The following is a 16404-nucleotide window of genomic DNA, read 5'->3' as shown; positions in this document are numbered from 1 at the left end:
GAGATTTCGCAGTCGGATCAGAATATGACCCAACGAAATACCTGTTTCTGTCAGCGGCCGCCCTCGCCGATGCGCACCTTGCCGGAGCCCATGACGGAACGTGAGACGTGACCGGTGACCTTGCGTACGGAAACGTCGCCCGCGCCGACGATAGAGACATCGACATCGACCGCCTCACCGCCAAAGCGCACATTGCCCGAACCGGCAATGGAGACGTCCACCTTGGGGGCGGTGCCCTTGTCGATGCGCACATCACCGGAGCCACCGATGGCGATTTCAACCGGCCCGGCCACTTCGGCGACATTGATCGAGCCCGACCCGCCGATGGCGCCCGACAGAGATTTGATGCGACCCAGATAGACATCGCCAGAGCCGCCGACGGCGACTTCGGCATCGCCGACATTGGCGGCGCGGATGCTGCCTGACCCGCCGATGTTCAGTTCGGCCTTGCCCTGCACCGTATCCACCGTCCAGTCGCCGCAGCCGCCCAGCGCAAACTCCAGCGATTTGGATGCCCCGATGCGCCCGGAGACGGCCCCTTCCGAGGCGACCTTGGCATCCATCGGCACCCGCAGATAGACGACGGGGAGATCGGCCACAGCCACCTGCCCCTTGCCGTCGATGCGCACCGTCTGATTGCCGGAGCAGCCATAGCTGCGTTTGCGCAACTGACCCGAGGCGACCAGCTTGTCGCCCATGGTGCTGACCATGATTTTCGGCAGATCGGCCCTGCCGTAGGTGACGGTGAGTTTCACGTCGCTGCGGTTTTCCGGCGTGACGATGACGCGCGCCGCCATGTGTTTCAGTTCGACCTGCGTTGCGGCCTGCGCGCCCGCTGCGGCCGCCATAGCGGCTATGGCGACAAAAACGCCCGCCTTGATGCCCGTGCCCATTGGTAAACCCCTGACTGGTTTCAATAGGCCAAGCATGAAGAAGGCGGGCGTTCAGAACAACTTAATTACGTGTCATGAAGCAATTGTAATATAACGGGGTTTTGGGCCCTTACTTCTTCAGCTTGCGGTCGAAAAAGTCGAGATACAACCGGTAGCGGAACAGGTTTTTCTCATTGCTGCGGATGCCATGCCGGTCGCCGGGAAAGAGCATCAGCTCAAACGGGATCGACTTCTTCTGCAGGGCATCGACGACGCGCGTGGTGTTTTGCAGGATGACATTGTCGTCGGCCATGCCGTGCATCAACAGAAGGCTGCCCGGCTTGAGATTATCGAGGCGGTTGACCACGTCATATTTGGTGTAGTTTTTGGCATTGGCCTGCGGTGTGGACATATAGCGCTCGGTATAGGCCGTATCATAAAGCCCCCATTCGGTCGGCGGCGCGCCGGCCGCGCCGGCGACAAACGGCGTGTCCTTGGCCGTCAGGGCCATCAGGGTGACAAAGCCCCCCTGCGACCAGCCCATAATGCCGATCTTCGCCGGATCGACATAGGGCAGGCTTTGCAGCCACTTCGCCCCCATGATCTGATCGTCGATATCGGGCCCGCCGAACTGCTTATAGATGGCGCGCTGGAACTTAACCGAGCGGTTGGGCGTGCCGCGGTTGTCCAGCGTAAAGACGATATAGCCCGCCTCCTGAAACAGGCGATTGGCGGGCGACACCCAGCCGCGCCGCACGTCCTGACGCGCCGGGCCGCCATAGATGGAGACGATCACCGGGTATTTTTTCGCCGGATCGAAGCCGCGCGGCTTGAGCATCAGCCAGTGCAGGTCTTCGCCATCGACGGCCTTCAGCGTACCGAATTCCGGCGCGCTGTAGGTGTCTTTGTAGGCAAAATACGGATGTCTGGCGTCGAGCGCGTTTTCCTCGATCCAGCGCACGCGCTTGCCCGTCGCGTCATAAAGACCGGTCTGGGCCGGGGTTTGCGGGTCGGCATAGGTGCCGATAAAGGCCTTGGCATTGGGCGACACGTCCGTGGACCACCAGCCGCCGGCCTTGGTCACGGCCACCGGCTCGGACGGCTTGAGGTAGGAGGTCTTGTAAAGCCCCATCTCGACCACGGTCTTATAGGACGACTCAAACCACACCTCGCCCTTCGCCTCATCGACGGCGGCGACCTTGGCCACCGGGAAGTCGCCCTGCGTGACCTGACGGATCAGCTTGCCGTCCTTGTCATAAAGGTAGAGGTGGTTATTGCCGTCGCGCTCCGACGCCCACAGGAAACGCCCGTCTTTCAGGAAACGCAGGTCGTTATTCAGCTCGACCCAGGTGTCCGAGGTCTCGGTCAGGACGGTGCGCGGCGCCCCGCCGGTCAGAGCGTATTGCAGCAGGTCCAGCGTCTTCTGATCGCGGCTCAGGCGCTGCACAAACACGGACTGCCCGTCCGGGCTCCAGTTGACGCGCGCCAGATAGATGTCGCTATTGGCCCCCAGATCGAGCGGCACATCGGTTCCGCTTTTCAGGTCGTGCACAAACAGGGTGACGATGGCGTTGGGACGCCCGGCCTTAGGGTAACGCTGATCGACGGTGCGCGTCCCCGTGCCGCTGATCTCAAAGCGTTCGACGATATCGACCGGGCTTTCATCGACCTTGGCATAGACGATCTTGGTGCCGTCCGGCGACCACCAGTAGCCGGTATAGCGGTTCAGTTCTTCCTGCGCGATAAACTCAGCCACGCCGTAGGAAATGACGCCCTCGCCCTTCGGCGTAATGGCGCGCTCGCTGCCGGACGCAAGGTCGCGCACATAAAGCATCTGATCGCGGACATAGGCCACCTGCCCCCCTTTGGGGTTCAGCTTGGCATCGACCTCATCGCCTGGCGTCTCGGTGGCGCGGCTGATCTTCTTCGTCGCCCGATCAACGAGATAGATGTCGCCATCCAGCGGCACCAACAGCGTCTTGGACGACGGGTCCCAGTCATAGGCCACCACGCCACGTGCCGACACGCGCATCCGCTCACGCCGCGCCTTTTCGGCCTCGGAAAGCTCCTTGCCTTCCGACGACAGGCTGTCGGCATCGACCAGCACATAGGGGGCGCCGCCCTTGACATCGACGGCCCACAGGTCCTGCACGGTGGCATTGGTCAGTTTGGGCTTGAGGAAGGTCAGAAGCGTCCCATCCGGCGACAGGCGCGCCCCCACCGCCTTCGGCCCGGACAGGTCCGGATTGGCAAACACCCGCTCAGGGGTCAGCGTAGCCTGCGCAAAGACGGGAGAGGCGACCGCCGCCCCCAGCAGGGCAGCGGCAGAAACAGCAAGGGTCAGCTTGGACGGCATGGGGCACTCCGGAAATCAATGCCGGTAGCTAGCCCCTTCCCTTGCAGCGGGTCAAGCGGTCACACGGGTAACTATCATTGCGACGGCCGCGACAGCACGTAAAGGGCGCACAGCAGGCACACCCCCGCGGGCACAAAGGCCCACACACCGCGCAGGGTGACAAAGCCGATCACCGACGACACGGCCATACAGCTGACCGCGGCGATCTTGGCCGCCGGGCCGATGACACCGCGCTCACGGAAGGCGCGGATGGGTGGGCCGAACTTTGGGTGCGCCATGATGCGCCGCTCCCACTCCGGATTGGAGCGGGCAAAGATGATGGCGGCAATGATCAGAAACACCGTCGTCGGCAAAACCGGCACGAAGATGCCGATGACGCCAAGCGCCACGAAAAACAAGCCAAGCAGGTTCAGAACAACTCTCATTCGCACAGCATAGCCCCGATTGCTGGCGGGCGCATCTGTCTTATGGTCACAGTGTAACTTAGCGGGATGATTTCTGATGAAGTCATCCCGCTCAAGCCGCCATTGAGGCGGCGGCCAAGGCAGCGGAGCCGCCGCCCGGCGAGGGACTAAACGAAAAACGGGATCATTATGGTTTCTGGAAGAAACATAATGATCCAGCCGCTCCCGATAAGTTTACCAACACCCCTCTGCGGCTACGAACCCCGTTATGGTAAATTCGCCGGACACGAGAGTCGCCTAGTATCGTGAATTTGAAGTTCGCTTCATTTTGATATCGACAGCGGGGCGAACTTCAAAGCCAAAAACGATCCTAGATCCAATAGGTTGCTAGTGTCCCATTGAATCTGAAATTCGCCAGAGGTCGATATCAAGCGCATGCGAATTTCAGATTCAGGACACTAGGACGTGACCGGGAGGAAACCATGACTATCATCAATACCCTGCTCAGCCCGAACGGGCGGCTGTCGCGCATTGGCTTCTGGGGCTGGAGCCTCGCAATCGCCGTCGTCTGCGCAACCCTGTGGTGGCTGCGGACCCATTATGGCACCGTTGTGGGCCTGAGCCCGGCCGAGGGGGTGGACCCGATGTGGCTGGTTCTGGGGCTGCCACTCCTGTGGATCGGCTTCTGCCTGAGCGTCAAACGCTGGCACGACCGGGGCAAGTCCGGCTGGTGGCTGATGGTCGGCCTCGTGCCGGTGCTGGGGCAGGTCTGGGCGCTGATCGAATGCGGTTTTCTGGCCGGACAAAGGGGCGGCAACCGCTTTGGCCCCTCGCCCGAAGGCCACCGCCCGATGCTCAATGCCTATCGCCTTGAGGACATGCCCGAAGACATGCCCTAAGCAAGATACTTTTTGAGGAAAGCCACCGTTCGCTGCCACGCCAGATCGGCGGCCGCCTTATTGTATCGCGCCGGTGAGGTGTCATTGTTGAAGGCGTGATTGACGCCTTCGTACATATGAATCTCGAAACGCTTGCCCGCTGCGGTCAAGGCTGCGCGATAGGCTTCGATCCCGGCATTAATGCGCTCATCCAGACTGGCATAGTGCAGCATGAGCGGGACCTGAATGCCGGGCACGTCGGCCAGAGGAGCCTGCGCGCCATAATAGGCAACGCCGGCATCCAGTGCTTTCGACTGCGTGGCGATACGGTTGACCAGACCGCCACCCCAGCAAAAGCCCATCGCCCCGGTCTTGCCGTTGCCTTTGGGGTGTTTGGACAGCCAGTTCAGATAGGTTTCGGCATTGGCCACGGTTTGAGCGCTCTCCAGCTTGCCGGTCAGGGTACGCGCCTCGTCCTCATTGGCCGGGGTGCCGCCCACAGGTGACAGGAAATCCGCTCCCAGCACCACAAAGCCTTCCAGCGCCAGCTTTCGGGTGACATCGCGGATATGCGGCGTCAGGCCGCGATTTTCGTGGATGACCAGCACGCACGGCAGCCTGCGCGACACAGCTTTGGGCCGCACCAGATAGGCTTTCAGCCCCTCAATCGTCACGTCTTCGGTCACAAGGCGGCTGTCATCGGCCGCAATGGTCTGTGCCGACGCCTGACCGGCACTCAGAAGCGGCAGGACCGCTGCGGCGGCCGCCGCCGATCCGGTCAAGGCCGTCAGGCGGCTCATAAAGGCGCGGCGATCCAATGAGGTATGGGTGAATTCATCATAGGCGTCGATCATCGCCTGTGTAACAACGGGTTTGTCCATAGAGCCCTCCAGTCTGAGGTTTCTACGCCCAAACCCCGCCCATCCTTCGGACATCTCCCAGAAAAAAGCGGCTCCTGAGGATCAGGAACCGCTTTCAGAACGTAATCCGATAAAGTGGCCACCCCTTTTCGGACAATTTGTGCACTCAAAACTCAATGCGCCGGTTTAGGGCCGAAGTGTTTGATGTCTTTTTCGGTAATGTCCATAAAGTCCGGTACAATCTGATTATATTCCGTGACCTTACCCGTATCGACCACGATGTCGCGGTGGCCTTCCCAGATCATGTTCAGCGCCACGTAGAGCACCACGGCCAGACCGAAGAAGCCGATCCAGCGGTACTTGTGCAGGACCTTGGCGATAAAGTGCGAGGCGACGCCCATCAGGGCGATGGCCAGAATCAGGCCGAAGACCATGATTTCCGGGTGGGCGTGCGACGCCCCGGCCACGGCCAGCACATTGTCGAGCGACATCGACAGATCGGCGATCAGAATCTGAACCACGGCGGCCTTGAAGCTCTTGCGCTTGGGCGCCGGAGCGGTCGCCCCACCCGTGGTGGGATTGCCGTTGATATCGGCCCCGGTGGCGTCTTCCAGCGCCGCTTCGGCGTGTTCCTGCGCGTGGGTATCGGGCTCGCGCAGTTCGCGCCACATCTTCCACGCCACCCACAGCAGAAGCAACCCACCGGCCAGCAGCAGACCGACAATCAGCAGCAGCTTGGCCGTCACCAGCACAAAGCCGATGCGCATGATGACCGCCGCAATCAGGCCGTAGAGGATGGCCTTTTTACGGTCATTCGGGGCCAGACCCGCCGCCGCCAGACCGACCGCCACGGCATTGTCACCGGCCATGACGATGTCGATAAAGACGACCTGAAAAAAGGCCGAGACCTGAGACGCGAACTCAGGATTGCTGAAAAAGTCCATGACGGGCCCATAAGTAGAAAGGTTTGCATACCCTCCTAGTTTTCACATCCCGCCTTGTCCAGAGGCAGAACGCATGACAGGCTGGAGAAGTTCAGGTCGCCGTTGAGGTTCGTCCATGCCTACTGATCCCTCCGAAGGCTGGGACGCGCTTGCCGAGCGCTTCATGCGTATGCGTTCCGGCGTTGGGGCCAGCCTTGTACGCGACTGGGCCATTGCCCAATTGCCAGCGGGTAGCGCCATTGTCGATGTCGGTTGCGGGTCGGGTGTGCCCATTGCCGAAGCCCTTATCGGAGCGGGATTTGTCGTGTCGGGCATCGACGCCTCACCCCGTCTGGTCGCCGCCTTTCACGCCCGCTTTCCCGACGCGCCAGTCGCCTGTGAAGCGGCGCAGTTCAGTGCCTTCTTTGGCCGGACGTTCGACGCAGCGGTCTGCGTGGGTCTGATCTTTCTGCTGTCGGAGGCGGATCAGGCGGCCATAATGGGCCGGGTGGCCCAGGCGCTGAAACCTGGCGGGCGCTTTCTGTTTACCGCGCCGCTTCAGGCCTGCGAATGGCCGGACACTCTGACCGGACGCCTTTCCCGCTCATTGGGTCAGACGGCCTATACGGCGCTTCTGAAGGTCCACGGCCTGTCCTTCGTCGCCAGCCACAGCGATGTGGGCGGCAACCACTATTACGAGGCGATCAGACCGCGCGACCCAGAGCCTCATACAAGGCAATCGACGTCGCATGGCTGACGTTCAGGCTCTCAAAGCCACCCGGCATGGGGATTTTGACCAGATGGTCGCAGTGTTCGGCCACCAGCCGCCGCAGCCCCTCGCCTTCTGAGCCCATGACGATGACCAGCGCACGCGGGCTGCCGGTCTGACGCCAGCCCTGCTGTTCCAGAACGGCCTGAAGGCTGTGTTCGGCCTCCCCCGCCATGCCCAGACTGACAAAGCCGTTTTCGGTCAGAGACTCCAGCGCCCGCGACAAATTGGTCACCCGCGCAAAGGGCACCCTATCCATCGCCCCCGCCGCCGTCTTGGCCAGTACGCCCTGCATGACCGGCGAATGGCGGTCCTGCATGATCAGCCCGGCCGCGCCAAAGGCGGCACAGGTGCGCAGTATGGCCCCGATATTTTGCGGGTCGGTCACCTGATCCAGCATGACCAGCACCGGGCGTTCCTGCCGGAGCGCCCCTTCCATCAGGCCGTTCAGATCATCGCCTTCCAGCGGCGGCCCGTTTAGCGCCACCCCCTGATGCACCGCGCCCTGCGGCAGGAAGCCGGAAAATTCGGCCATCTCGGTCAGGCGCACATGCAGGTCGCCGCGCTTGGGGGCCACCTGCTCCAGCGCCTTTTGACGCTCCGGCGTCACATAGAGACGAATCGGTCCGTGCCGGGACGGATTTTTCAGCGCCGCCTCAACCGCATGCAGGCCCCATATCCAGCCGTCTTCGGACACCCGCACCGGCGGTTTGGTCCGTGCCTGAGAGTGGGTCTGAGTTTGAACGCGCGCCGTCTGCGCCGGGGCATGGCCGCCTTTATCGCGCGGTTTGTCCTTGACATAAGGCTTGGATTGTCCGGAAAAAGCGGCCTTAGACCCCGATTTTTTAGGACCATTGGGCCCTTTCCGCGATTTAGGGTCGTTGCGTTCGCGTTGGCTTGACACTATAAGACGCGCTCCGATGTGAGGCCGGTAAGGCTTTTTGGCAGGATTAGCGGTCTGTTTAATGCGGGCATCCACAGAAACCAAAAAGTTTTTTTGTTTTTGGGCTTGTTCTTTGTTCAAAGATTGAGTTTAAGGACCACCTCGTTTCAACGGGCGCGCTTGGGGGAATGTCCCGAGCGGCAAAGGGGGCGGACTGTAAATCCGCTGCGTAAGCTTCGCAGGTTCGAGTCCTGCTTCCCCCACCACCGCGCGCCCTTGAAACGCTCTTCGGCCACGGCCCTGCCTAAAGGGCGGGTATAGCACAATGGTAGTGCAGCAGCCTTCCAAGCTGAGGATGTCGGTTCGATCCCGTCTACCCGCTCCAATATCTTCCCTGAAACCTCAGAGCTTTGTCGCCGCCCCGTAGCGGTTATCGCCGTTTGTGCCTTCCAGAAAGCCGCACTCGATCAGCACCCAAAGCCAGCCGATCAGCGGCACCAGCGTGATCAGCGCCCACCAGCCTGACTTGTTGCGATCGTGCCAGCGTTTGACCTGCACGGCGAAGGTGGCATAGAGCACGCCCAGCCAGGCGACAAAGCCGATCAGCCCTACCCCGTCAAAGCGATAGGGCCGCAGCAGGTTGATCCCGTGATTGTCACCGCCAAACAGGGCCACAAAGGCCGAGCTGATCAACCACAGAAACACGCTGTAGAGCCAGAAATCCCGGCGGCGAAAGCGTCCGCGATAGCTGAAAAAGGCGTTCGATATATCCATAACGGGACTCCTCCGTCGCTTAGGGATACGTCCGAACGCCTTTGTTCGCTAATGAATTATTGTTCAGGCGGCGTCGCTGCCGCCAAAGCGCGCGGCCCACTCGGCGACCATGTCGTCGTCGATCTTTTTGAACAGCACCTCGCCCGACTTGACCGCCGCGCCGACCGGCAGTTTGGACAGTTCCGTCTGCGCGTCCGTCGTCGGCCAGTCGAGCGGCAGTTCAATGCCCACACAGTCGGCAACGGACTGCGCCGAAAACGGCATCAGCGGTTGGGCCAGCACCGCATAGAGGCGCACCAGATTGAGGCCGTGACGCACAATCACGCCTGCGCGCTCGACATCGGTTTTGAAGGCCGTCCACGGGGCGGCTTCCTGAAGATATTCGTTCCCCAACACCCAGATGCGGCGCACGGCCTGCGCTGCCTTGCGCATCTCCATAGCCTCAAAGGCGTCGGTCGCCTCAGCCAGCAAGGCCGACAGATCGGCATAGAGCTTCTGTTCTAGCGGCCCCGCCTCACCGCCTTCCGGCACCACCCCGCCGAACTTCGACTCGGTGAATTTGAGGATGCGGTTGGCGAAATTGCCCAGCACGTCGGCCAGATCCTTGTTCACCGCACTCTGGAACTGCTCCCAAGTAAAGGACGAATCCGAGCCTTCCGGCGACTGCGAAATCAGATACCAGCGCCAGTAATCGGCCGGCAGCAGCTCCAGCGCCTGATCCATGAACACACCGCGGTTCATCGAGGTCGAGAACTTGCCGCCGTACCAGTTCAGCCAGTTAAAGGCCTTCAGCGTATCCACCATCTTCCACGGTTCCCCCGAACCGATAATGGTCGCCGGGAAGCTTACCGTGTGGAAGGCAACATTGTCCTTGCCCATGAACTGCACATAGGTGACGTCGTCCGCCCCCTGATCGAGACGCCACCAGCTTTGCCAGCCGTCGGCATTTCCCTTCGTGTTGAAATATTCCTGCGTGGCGCCGATATACTCCACCGGCGCATCAAACCACACGTAGAAGACCTTGTTTTCAAACCCTTCTCTGGGCTTTCCGTCTTGGGTTACCGGCACGCCCCATTTCAGGTCGCGTGTGATGCCGCGGTCGATCAGGCCCTCTTCAAGGTGCTTCATGGCGATGGACTTGGCCAGTTGCGGCCACTGCGTCTTAGACTCGATCCACGCCCGTAACTGCGGCTCGACCTTGGTTTGCAGTAGATAAAGGTGCTTGGTGTCGCGCACCTCAAGGTTCCGCGACCCCGACACCGCCGAATAGGGATTGATCAGGTCTGTCGGATCAAGCAGACGCCCGCAATTGTCGCATTGGTCCCCGCGCGCCTTTTCGAACTTACAATGCGGGCAAGTGCCTTCGACATAGCGGTCCGGCAGGAAACGCCCGTCGTCGATGGAATAGACCATCTTGTCCGTGCGCTCCTCGATCAGGCCGTTACGATCCAGCGCCTCACAAAAAGCCTGAGTCAGGTGGCGGTTTTCAGCCGAGCTTGAGCGCCCGAACCAGTCGTAGCTGAGCCCGAAAGCTTCCCCGGCGGTCTTCTGGATCAGGTGCTGCTCGTCGCAATAGGTCTTGACGTCCTGCCCGGCCTTGGCGGCGGCCAGCTCAGCGGGCGTACCGTGTTCGTCGGTCGCGCAGATATACAGCACCTCATGACCGCGCGCCCGCATGAACCGGGCATAGACATCGGCCGGCAGCATGGATCCAGCCAGATTGCCGAGGTGCTTAATGCCGTTGATATAGGGCAACGCGGAAGTGATCAGAATGCGGGACATGCTCAGACCGTCTAAAACTCAGAAAATCGGCTTGTCCTTTAGACCATTTTGCCGCCCTGCACACAGGTTTGATGGCCAAAATACGAAAAAATCTGTGGCGAAGCCGCCAAATCCGTTGCGTTCTGCGATGGCTCCCGGCATAAGGACGGCCCTGTCTGCGACAGCCATCATGACTCGCAGCGTGCCGGTTTAGCTCAGTTGGTAGAGCAGTTGTTTTGTAAACATCAGGTCACGAGTTCGAATCTTGTAACCGGCACCATAACACCACTCGCCGCCTTTCTGGCGAAATACCGCCGACAAGGCGGCAGGGTTATGATGCACCCGAATACTGCTCAAACGCCATGAGGGCGTCAGCCGCATACATCAGCGAAGGCCCGCCACCCATATAGATGGCCATGCCCAGCACCTCTTCGACCTCCTGTTTCGTCGCCCCCAGCCGCACCAGTGCCTCACTATGATAGCCTATGCAGCCGTCGCAGCGCGTGGCGACACCAATGGCCAGAGCGATGAATTCCTTCATCTTCTTGTCCAGCGCGCCGTCAGCCGTGGCCGCCTTGGCCAGTGCCGAAAACCCGGCCATGGTTTCCGGAATGTCTTTGCGCAGAGTCTTGATATTGGCCGACAGACGCGCGGTGATTTCGGGATAGGACTTGCTCATTTGAAGCACACCCCCGGCTTGGCGCCCAGCGCCTTGAACACCATGGCCGCCGGACAAAAACCCGTGAAACTGGCCTGAATCATATTGGCCCCGGCAAAGAGGGTCAGCCACACCCAGTTCGGGTGAACAAAATGCGCCAGCGCGACGGACACCAGCACAACGGTTCCGGCAAAGGCGAGAACGAGACGATCCAGAGACATGCGATTTCTCCTTAAGACAGGTCACAATAAATGGACTTGCTTTTAATTGCATATTATCTTAAATACGCAATATCGAAATTTCAAGCGCTTTTTTTGAGGCCCCCATGTTCGGATTGTTCAAACCACAAACCCCTATCACCAACCTCACCCCCGCCGAGGTGCACAAAGGGCTTCAGACAAAGACCCTCTTGCTGATCGATGTGCGCGAACCTTCGGAGTTTAGCGCCGAGCACATCAAGGGGGCTATCAACCTGCCCCTGTCGAGCCTGTCGTCTGAGGCGCTTGCGACCGTCACCGCCGGAGCCGATGAACGTACCGTGGTCATGCAATGTCTGGCCGGCGGGCGTTCGGCACAGGGCGTCAAGGCCTGCCGCGGCTTTGGCACTCAGGTCGATCATCACCTTCAGGGTGGTATCAATGCGTGGAAGGCCGCGGGCCTGCCCACGGTTCGCTGAGAAAGGCTATGGCCATGCCCCGCCCCTTCCTACGCCTGTTCGTCGCTTCGGCCTTAACCGTGCTCGCCCTTGCCAGCCTGAGCGCCTGCTCAGACGGGCATGACAAAAAGTCGGTCGAGCGCTCCGCGCCGCAAACGGCCTCCGGCGACCTGCTGAGCGTCGCCACGACCGAGATCGACGATATCAAGCGCCTGTCGGCTACGCTGACGACGCGCGATATGGGCGAAGCCGTGGCGCGGATTCCCGGCGTGCTGGTCACCCTGAATGTGCGCGAGGGCGACACCGTCGCGAAGGGACAGGTCATCGGCGTGGTCAAGGACCAGAGGCTGAATTTCGAAGCCAGCGCCTATACGGCGACCGCGCTTCAGGCGGAGGCCGACTACAAACGCATCAAGACGCTCTATGACAAGGGCATCTATGCCAAGGCGCGGCTGGAGCAGGCGGAATCGGCCTGGAAGGCGGCGCAGGCGCAACGCGCGGCGGCGGGTGAACTGGCCGGACAGGGCGTCATTCGCGCCCCGGCCTCCGGCGTGGTGGTGAAAGCCGATGTCCCCGCTGGGTCCGTGGTCATGGCCGGTCAGTCGGTGGCGACGGTAACCGCCGGGCCGCGCGTTGTGCGCCTGCAACTGCCCGAACCGCAGGCGCGTGCCCTCAGCGTGGGGCAAAACGTGCAACTGGAGGCCAACGGCGTCACCGCTTCGGGCACACTCAGCCAGATCTATCCGGCGGTCGATAAGGGGCAGGTCATTGCCGATGTCACTCCGGCGGGGCTGGATCAGGTGCTGGTGGGTGAGCGCGTCATCACCTCGCTCAGCCTCGGTAAACGTCAGGGGATTCAGGTGCCGACCGCCTATGTCGCCACGCGCTACGGTCTCGACTATGTGCGTCTGGTCGCGCCTGACCGCACCTTCAGCGAGATACCGGTGCAGACCGCGCCCCTGTCGGCGGATCGGGTCGAAATCCTCAGCGGGCTTAAGGACGGGGATCGACTGGCCCCCTATGGAGCGGTGAAATGAACGATGCCAGATTAGGACTGTCGGGCCGCCTGACACAGGCGACGCTGAACTCACCCCTCACGCCTCTGGCCCTGCTGGTGGCTGTGTTTGTCGGCCTGATGGCGGTCATGTCCATCCCGCGCGAAGAGGAGCCGCAGATTTCGGTGCCCATGGTCGATATTCAGGTCGCGGCGGCCGGGCTTAAGGTCAATGACGCCAAGGAACTGATCGCCAGACCTCTGGAAACCATTGTCAAAAGCATCAACGGCGTCGATCACGTCTATAGCTTTATTGAAGATGATGCGGTGATGGTGACGGCGCGTTTCAAGGTGGGGACCGATCCCGATTCCGCCGCCGTGCGCATCCATGAAAAGCTGCGGGCCAATGCCGACAAGATGCCAAAGGGCATCCCCGAACCGCTCGTTTCGACGCGCGGCATCAATGACGTGCCGTCGATGATCATCACCCTGTCGCCCACGGCCGGTGGCGGAGCACGCATAGACGATGTGGCGCTGTACGGACTGGCGCTCAAACTGCGCAGCGAGCTGGCCAAGGTGGACAATGTCGGCCTGACCTTCATCACCGGCGGCCGCCCGGAAGAAATCCGCGTCGAGCCGGACCCGGCGCGCATGAGCCTGCACGGCGTGTCCCTGACGGCGCTTACTCAGGCGATTTCAGCGGCCAACCAGACCCTGCCCGCCGGTATGGTGCGCGATGGTGGCCAGACGCTCGACCTCAAGGCCGGGCGCTCGCTCAACACCGTCTTCGACGTGGGGCAGATCACCGTGACCTCGGTCAGCGGCCAGCCGGTTTTGGTGCGCGACGTCACCACCCTCGTGCAGGCCCCGCGCGAAGATCAGGCGCGGGTGACCCGCTATCGCCAGACGGCTCAGGGGATTGAGGCCGCGCCTGCCGTCTCATTGGCCATCGCCAAGCGTCAGGGGGCCAACGCGGTTATCGTCTCCGAGGCCATTCACAAACGGCTTGAGGCGCTCAAAGGCACCCTGATCCCGTCAGGGGTCGAGGTATCCATCACGCGCGACTACGGCGAAACGGCCAATGAGAAGGCCAATGAACTGCTGTTTCATCTGGGGCTGGCCACCGCTTCGATCGTGGTGCTGATTGGCTTTGCCATCGGCTGGCGCGAAGCCGCGGTCACCGCCGTGGTGATCCCGACCACCATCCTGCTGACGCTGTTCGCCTCGAACCTGATGGGCTTCACCATCAACCGCGTCAGCCTGTTCGCGCTGATCTTCTCCATCGGCATTCTGGTCGATGATGCGATTGTAATGATCGAAAACATCGCGCGGCACTGGGGTATGAAAGATGGGCGAAGCCGCGCGCAGGCCACCATCGAAGCCGTGGCCGAAGTCGGTAACCCGACCATTGTCGCTACCCTGACCGTGGTGGCAGCCCTGCTGCCCATGCTGTTCGTCTCCGGCCTGATGGGCCCCTACATGGCCCCCATCCCGGTCAATGCCTCCGCGGCCATGGTCTTTTCGTTCTTTGTCGCGGTGATCCTCGCGCCGTGGCTGATGATCCGCTTTGCGCGCAAGACGCTGAGCGACGGCCATTCGCACGACCACGAAGGCTTTATCGGCCGCCTCTATCGCCGCGTGGCGTCGAAGGTCATCGCCACCCAAAAGACCGCCTGGGCGTTTCTGCTGGTCATCGGCGCGGCCACCCTCATCTCCATGAGCCTGTTCGGCTTCAAGGTGGTGACGGTCAAACTGCTACCATTCGACAACAAGTCGGAGCTTCAGGTCATTGCCGACCTGCCCGAAGGGACGTCGCTGGAGATGACGCAGCGCGTGCTGGCCGAGGCCGCGCGGGTGGCCGCCGGCCTGAAAGAGGTCGAGGCCATCGACGCCTATGCCGGGACCGCCACACCCTTCAACTTCAACGGGCTGGTGCGCCACTACTATCTGCGCAGCCGTCCGGAACAGGGCGACCTCAATGTGATGCTGGCCCCCAAGGGCGAGCGCTCGCGCGCCAGCCATGCCATTGCGCTGGACCTGCGCCAAAGGCTGAAAGCCGTGGCCCTGCCCGCAGGGGGGGTATTGAAGGTGGTCGAAGCGCCACCGGGACCGCCGGTCATGGCCACCCTGCTGGCCGAAATCTACGGGCCGGATGCCACCACGCGCCGCGCCGTGGCCGAGAAGGTCAAGGCGATCTTTAAGGAGATCGACTTCATCGTCGATGTAGACGATTCCTATGGTCTGCCGCGCCCGACGTTGAACGTCGTGCCCGACCGCGCCCGTATGGAAAGCCTCAGCGTGTCGGAAAGTGAGCTCTATGCCTCGGTCAACACGCTGATGAACGGGCAGGTTCTGGGCTACGCCCAGCAGGCCGGGCGCAGCGGCGAAGGCCGCGAACCGCTGGAGATCGCCCTGCGCTTGCCGCAGAACGCACGCTATGTCAGCGAAACCCTTGCGTCCATGCCCGTCGCCACCTCTGGCGGACGACTGGTGGCGCTGAACGAGATCGCGACCTTTGAACGCGGACAGGGCTCGACCGCCTATTTCCGCCGCGATGGACGCGATGCCGACATGATCATGGCCGAACTGGCCGGGCGTTATGAGGCGCCCGTCTATGGCCTGGGCGCTGTCGATGACGCCATCAACGCCGCCGATTGGGGGAACCTGCCCAAGCCGGTGATCCGCCTGAACGGTCAGCCCGAAGACGAAACCCGTCCAACCGTGTTGTGGGACGGCGAATGGGAGATCACCTGGGTCACCTTCCGCGACATGGGGGCAGCCTTTGGGGTGGCGCTTCTGGGTATCTATATTCTGGTGGTGGCGCAGTTCAAAAACTTCCGCCTGCCGCTGGTCATACTGACGCCGGTGCCCCTGACGCTAATCGGTATTGTCATCGGGCACCTGCTGTTTGGCGCGCCATTTTCTGCCACCTCGATGATCGGCTTTATCGCGCTGGCCGGGATTATCGTGCGCAATTCGATCCTGCTGGTCGATTTCATCCGCCATGCCGAATACGACACGGATGGTCGCAAGCGCCCCCTGCGTGAGGTGCTGCTGGAGGCCGGGGCCACGCGCTTCAAGCCCATCCTGCTGACGGCCCTTGCCGCCATGATCGGAGCCAGCGTTATCCTGTTCGACCCCATCTTTCAGGGGTTGGCCATCTCACTGCTGTTCGGGCTTTTGTCCTCGACGCTTCTGACCGTTCTGGTCATTCCCGCCATCTATATCGTCTTCAAAGACGATATGTCTGAACCGCGTGAAACATGACCATCAGCGCGTCTGATATGCAAAGCCTGCAACCCCATGTGCAGCGGGCGACGCGCCTGCTCAAACTGCTGGCCAGCGAACATCGCCTGATGATCCTGTGCCAGCTGTTTGAGGGCGAAGCCAGCGTTTCGGATCTGGCCGACTATCTGGGGCAGTCAATCGCGGGTACATCGCAGCATCTGGCCAAGATGCGGGCCGAAGATCTGGTCGCTACGCGCCGCGACGGCCAGACCATCTACTATGCCCTCCGCGACCCCGCCGCCAAAACTGTCGTCAGCACCTTGTGTCACATATACAGGGGCACCGACTCAATAACGGGCTGAAATGCCAATGACGTTTGTGAAATACTA

The 16404-nt window shown here is 61.5% G+C and carries 16 protein-coding genes and 3 tRNA genes; 9 read left to right on the top strand and 10 right to left on the bottom strand.

Annotated elements, in window-relative coordinates:
* Positions 1 to 50: 50 nt before the first annotated feature.
* The 3 genes from Q0072_RS04255 to Q0072_RS04245 all read right to left on the bottom strand — a co-directional run bounded on the left by Q0072_RS04255 (position 51) and on the right by Q0072_RS04245 (position 3653).
* Positions 51 to 893 (bottom strand): DUF2807 domain-containing protein, encoded by an 843-nt coding sequence (locus Q0072_RS04255; protein ID WP_298326203.1) that lies wholly within the window; start codon positions 891 to 893, stop codon positions 51 to 53.
* A gap of 109 nt (positions 894 to 1002) precedes the next feature.
* Entirely contained in the window at positions 1003 to 3228 is a 2226-nt protein-coding gene (locus Q0072_RS04250) for a S9 family peptidase (RefSeq protein ID WP_298326200.1), read from the bottom strand.
* Between the two features lie 74 nt (positions 3229 to 3302).
* Complete coding sequence (locus Q0072_RS04245; RefSeq protein ID WP_298326196.1) at positions 3303 to 3653, bottom strand: YbaN family protein; 351 nt, start codon at positions 3651 to 3653, stop codon at positions 3303 to 3305.
* 461 nt (positions 3654 to 4114) lie between these two features.
* Here Q0072_RS04245 and Q0072_RS04240 point away from each other — a divergent pair, with 461 nt between their 5' ends.
* On the top strand, positions 4115 to 4531 hold the full coding sequence (locus Q0072_RS04240; protein WP_298326193.1) for a DUF805 domain-containing protein: 417 nt from the start codon (positions 4115 to 4117) through the stop codon (positions 4529 to 4531).
* Here the strand turns inward: Q0072_RS04240 and Q0072_RS04235 are convergent.
* Positions 4528 to 5391: a dienelactone hydrolase family protein gene (locus Q0072_RS04235; RefSeq protein ID WP_298326190.1), complete on the bottom strand. Its 864-nt coding sequence runs from the start codon at positions 5389 to 5391 to the stop codon at positions 4528 to 4530. The genes Q0072_RS04240 and Q0072_RS04235 overlap by 4 nt on opposite strands.
* A 152-nt stretch (positions 5392 to 5543) precedes the next feature.
* A complete protein-coding gene (locus tag Q0072_RS04230) occupies positions 5544 to 6314 on the bottom strand; it encodes a YjbE family putative metal transport protein (protein ID WP_298326187.1) in 771 nt (256 codons plus the stop codon).
* Positions 6315 to 6429: 115 nt separating this feature from the next.
* Here Q0072_RS04230 and Q0072_RS04225 point away from each other — a divergent pair, with 115 nt between their 5' ends.
* Complete coding sequence (locus Q0072_RS04225) at positions 6430 to 7050, top strand: bifunctional 2-polyprenyl-6-hydroxyphenol methylase/3-demethylubiquinol 3-O-methyltransferase UbiG (protein WP_298326184.1); 621 nt, start codon at positions 6430 to 6432, stop codon at positions 7048 to 7050.
* On the opposite strand, the gene rlmB is transcribed toward Q0072_RS04225, so the two are convergent.
* Positions 6998 to 7966 carry a 23S rRNA (guanosine(2251)-2'-O)-methyltransferase RlmB gene (gene rlmB, locus Q0072_RS04220; RefSeq protein ID WP_298326181.1) on the bottom strand — a complete coding sequence of 323 codons (969 nt, stop codon included), beginning with the start codon at positions 7964 to 7966 and terminating at the stop codon, positions 6998 to 7000. The two genes, Q0072_RS04225 and rlmB, sit on opposite strands and share 53 nt — an antisense overlap.
* A 161-nt stretch (positions 7967 to 8127) precedes the next feature.
* Here rlmB and Q0072_RS04215 point away from each other — a divergent pair.
* Together Q0072_RS04215 and Q0072_RS04210 are read left to right on the top strand one after the other, a co-directional pair.
* Positions 8128 to 8211 (top strand) — tRNA-Tyr (locus tag Q0072_RS04215).
* A gap of 45 nt (positions 8212 to 8256) precedes the next feature.
* Positions 8257 to 8330, top strand: a tRNA-Gly gene (locus tag Q0072_RS04210).
* Between the two features lie 17 nt (positions 8331 to 8347).
* Here the strand turns inward: Q0072_RS04210 and Q0072_RS04205 are convergent.
* Positions 8348 to 8719, bottom strand: coding sequence for a DUF805 domain-containing protein (locus Q0072_RS04205; protein ID WP_298326178.1), 372 nt, complete (start codon positions 8717 to 8719; stop codon positions 8348 to 8350).
* 63 nt (positions 8720 to 8782) lie between these two features.
* Positions 8783 to 10501 carry a methionine--tRNA ligase gene (gene metG, locus Q0072_RS04200; RefSeq protein ID WP_298326175.1) on the bottom strand — a complete coding sequence of 573 codons (1719 nt, stop codon included), beginning with the start codon at positions 10499 to 10501 and terminating at the stop codon, positions 8783 to 8785.
* Positions 10502 to 10684: 183 nt separating this feature from the next.
* Here metG and Q0072_RS04195 point away from each other — a divergent pair.
* A tRNA-Thr gene (locus Q0072_RS04195) sits at positions 10685 to 10760 on the top strand.
* A gap of 51 nt (positions 10761 to 10811) precedes the next feature.
* On the opposite strand, the gene Q0072_RS04190 is transcribed toward Q0072_RS04195, so the two are convergent.
* Together Q0072_RS04190 and Q0072_RS04185 are read right to left on the bottom strand one after the other, a co-directional pair.
* Entirely contained in the window at positions 10812 to 11159 is a 348-nt protein-coding gene (locus tag Q0072_RS04190; protein ID WP_298326173.1) for a carboxymuconolactone decarboxylase family protein, read from the bottom strand.
* Complete coding sequence (locus Q0072_RS04185; protein ID WP_298326170.1) at positions 11156 to 11359, bottom strand: DUF2892 domain-containing protein; 204 nt, start codon at positions 11357 to 11359, stop codon at positions 11156 to 11158. The genes Q0072_RS04190 and Q0072_RS04185 overlap by 4 nt, the downstream gene beginning before the upstream one ends.
* Before the next feature lie 104 nt (positions 11360 to 11463).
* Between Q0072_RS04185 and Q0072_RS04180 the strand changes: the two genes are divergently transcribed.
* Genes Q0072_RS04180 through Q0072_RS04165 form a run of 4 tightly spaced genes read left to right on the top strand, consistent with a single transcriptional unit; the run spans position 11464 to position 16377 of the window.
* A complete protein-coding gene (locus tag Q0072_RS04180) occupies positions 11464 to 11814 on the top strand; it encodes a rhodanese-like domain-containing protein (protein ID WP_298326167.1) in 351 nt (116 codons plus the stop codon).
* A gap of 8 nt (positions 11815 to 11822) precedes the next feature.
* Positions 11823 to 12830, top strand: a complete 1008-nt coding sequence (locus tag Q0072_RS04175) for an efflux RND transporter periplasmic adaptor subunit (protein WP_298326164.1) — start codon at positions 11823 to 11825, stop codon at positions 12828 to 12830.
* Positions 12827 to 16054, top strand: coding sequence for an efflux RND transporter permease subunit (locus Q0072_RS04170; protein WP_298326161.1), 3228 nt, complete (start codon positions 12827 to 12829; stop codon positions 16052 to 16054). The genes Q0072_RS04175 and Q0072_RS04170 overlap by 4 nt, the downstream gene beginning before the upstream one ends.
* Positions 16051 to 16377, top strand: coding sequence for a metalloregulator ArsR/SmtB family transcription factor (locus Q0072_RS04165; protein ID WP_298326158.1), 327 nt, complete (start codon positions 16051 to 16053; stop codon positions 16375 to 16377). Before Q0072_RS04170 ends, Q0072_RS04165 begins: the two co-directional genes overlap by 4 nt.
* Positions 16378 to 16404 lie beyond the last annotated feature (27 nt).

Source organism: Asticcacaulis sp. (assembly GCF_027484505.1).
GTDB lineage: Bacteria > Pseudomonadota > Alphaproteobacteria > Caulobacterales > Caulobacteraceae > Asticcacaulis.
This window is presented reverse-complemented; position numbering and strand designations above follow the sequence as displayed.

Coding starts and splice junctions, on each gene's coding strand:
- Q0072_RS04255 (WP_298326203.1), bottom strand. CDS start 893: ATGGGCACGGGCATCAAGGCGGGCGTTTTTGTCGCCATAGCCGCTATG.
- Q0072_RS04250 (WP_298326200.1), bottom strand. CDS start 3,228: ATGCCGTCCAAGCTGACCCTTGCTGTTTCTGCCGCTGCCCTGCTGGGG.
- Q0072_RS04245 (WP_298326196.1), bottom strand. CDS start 3,653: ATGAGAGTTGTTCTGAACCTGCTTGGCTTGTTTTTCGTGGCGCTTGGC.
- Q0072_RS04240 (WP_298326193.1), top strand. CDS start 4,115: ATGACTATCATCAATACCCTGCTCAGCCCGAACGGGCGGCTGTCGCGC.
- Q0072_RS04235 (WP_298326190.1), bottom strand. CDS start 5,391: ATGGACAAACCCGTTGTTACACAGGCGATGATCGACGCCTATGATGAA.
- Q0072_RS04230 (WP_298326187.1), bottom strand. CDS start 6,314: ATGGACTTTTTCAGCAATCCTGAGTTCGCGTCTCAGGTCTCGGCCTTT.
- Q0072_RS04225 (WP_298326184.1), top strand. CDS start 6,430: ATGCCTACTGATCCCTCCGAAGGCTGGGACGCGCTTGCCGAGCGCTTC.
- Q0072_RS04205 (WP_298326178.1), bottom strand. CDS start 8,719: ATGGATATATCGAACGCCTTTTTCAGCTATCGCGGACGCTTTCGCCGC.
- metG (WP_298326175.1), bottom strand. CDS start 10,501: ATGTCCCGCATTCTGATCACTTCCGCGTTGCCCTATATCAACGGCATT.
- Q0072_RS04190 (WP_298326173.1), bottom strand. CDS start 11,159: ATGAGCAAGTCCTATCCCGAAATCACCGCGCGTCTGTCGGCCAATATC.
- Q0072_RS04185 (WP_298326170.1), bottom strand. CDS start 11,359: ATGTCTCTGGATCGTCTCGTTCTCGCCTTTGCCGGAACCGTTGTGCTG.
- Q0072_RS04180 (WP_298326167.1), top strand. CDS start 11,464: ATGTTCGGATTGTTCAAACCACAAACCCCTATCACCAACCTCACCCCC.
- Q0072_RS04175 (WP_298326164.1), top strand. CDS start 11,823: ATGGCCATGCCCCGCCCCTTCCTACGCCTGTTCGTCGCTTCGGCCTTA.
- Q0072_RS04170 (WP_298326161.1), top strand. CDS start 12,827: ATGAACGATGCCAGATTAGGACTGTCGGGCCGCCTGACACAGGCGACG.
- Q0072_RS04165 (WP_298326158.1), top strand. CDS start 16,051: ATGACCATCAGCGCGTCTGATATGCAAAGCCTGCAACCCCATGTGCAG.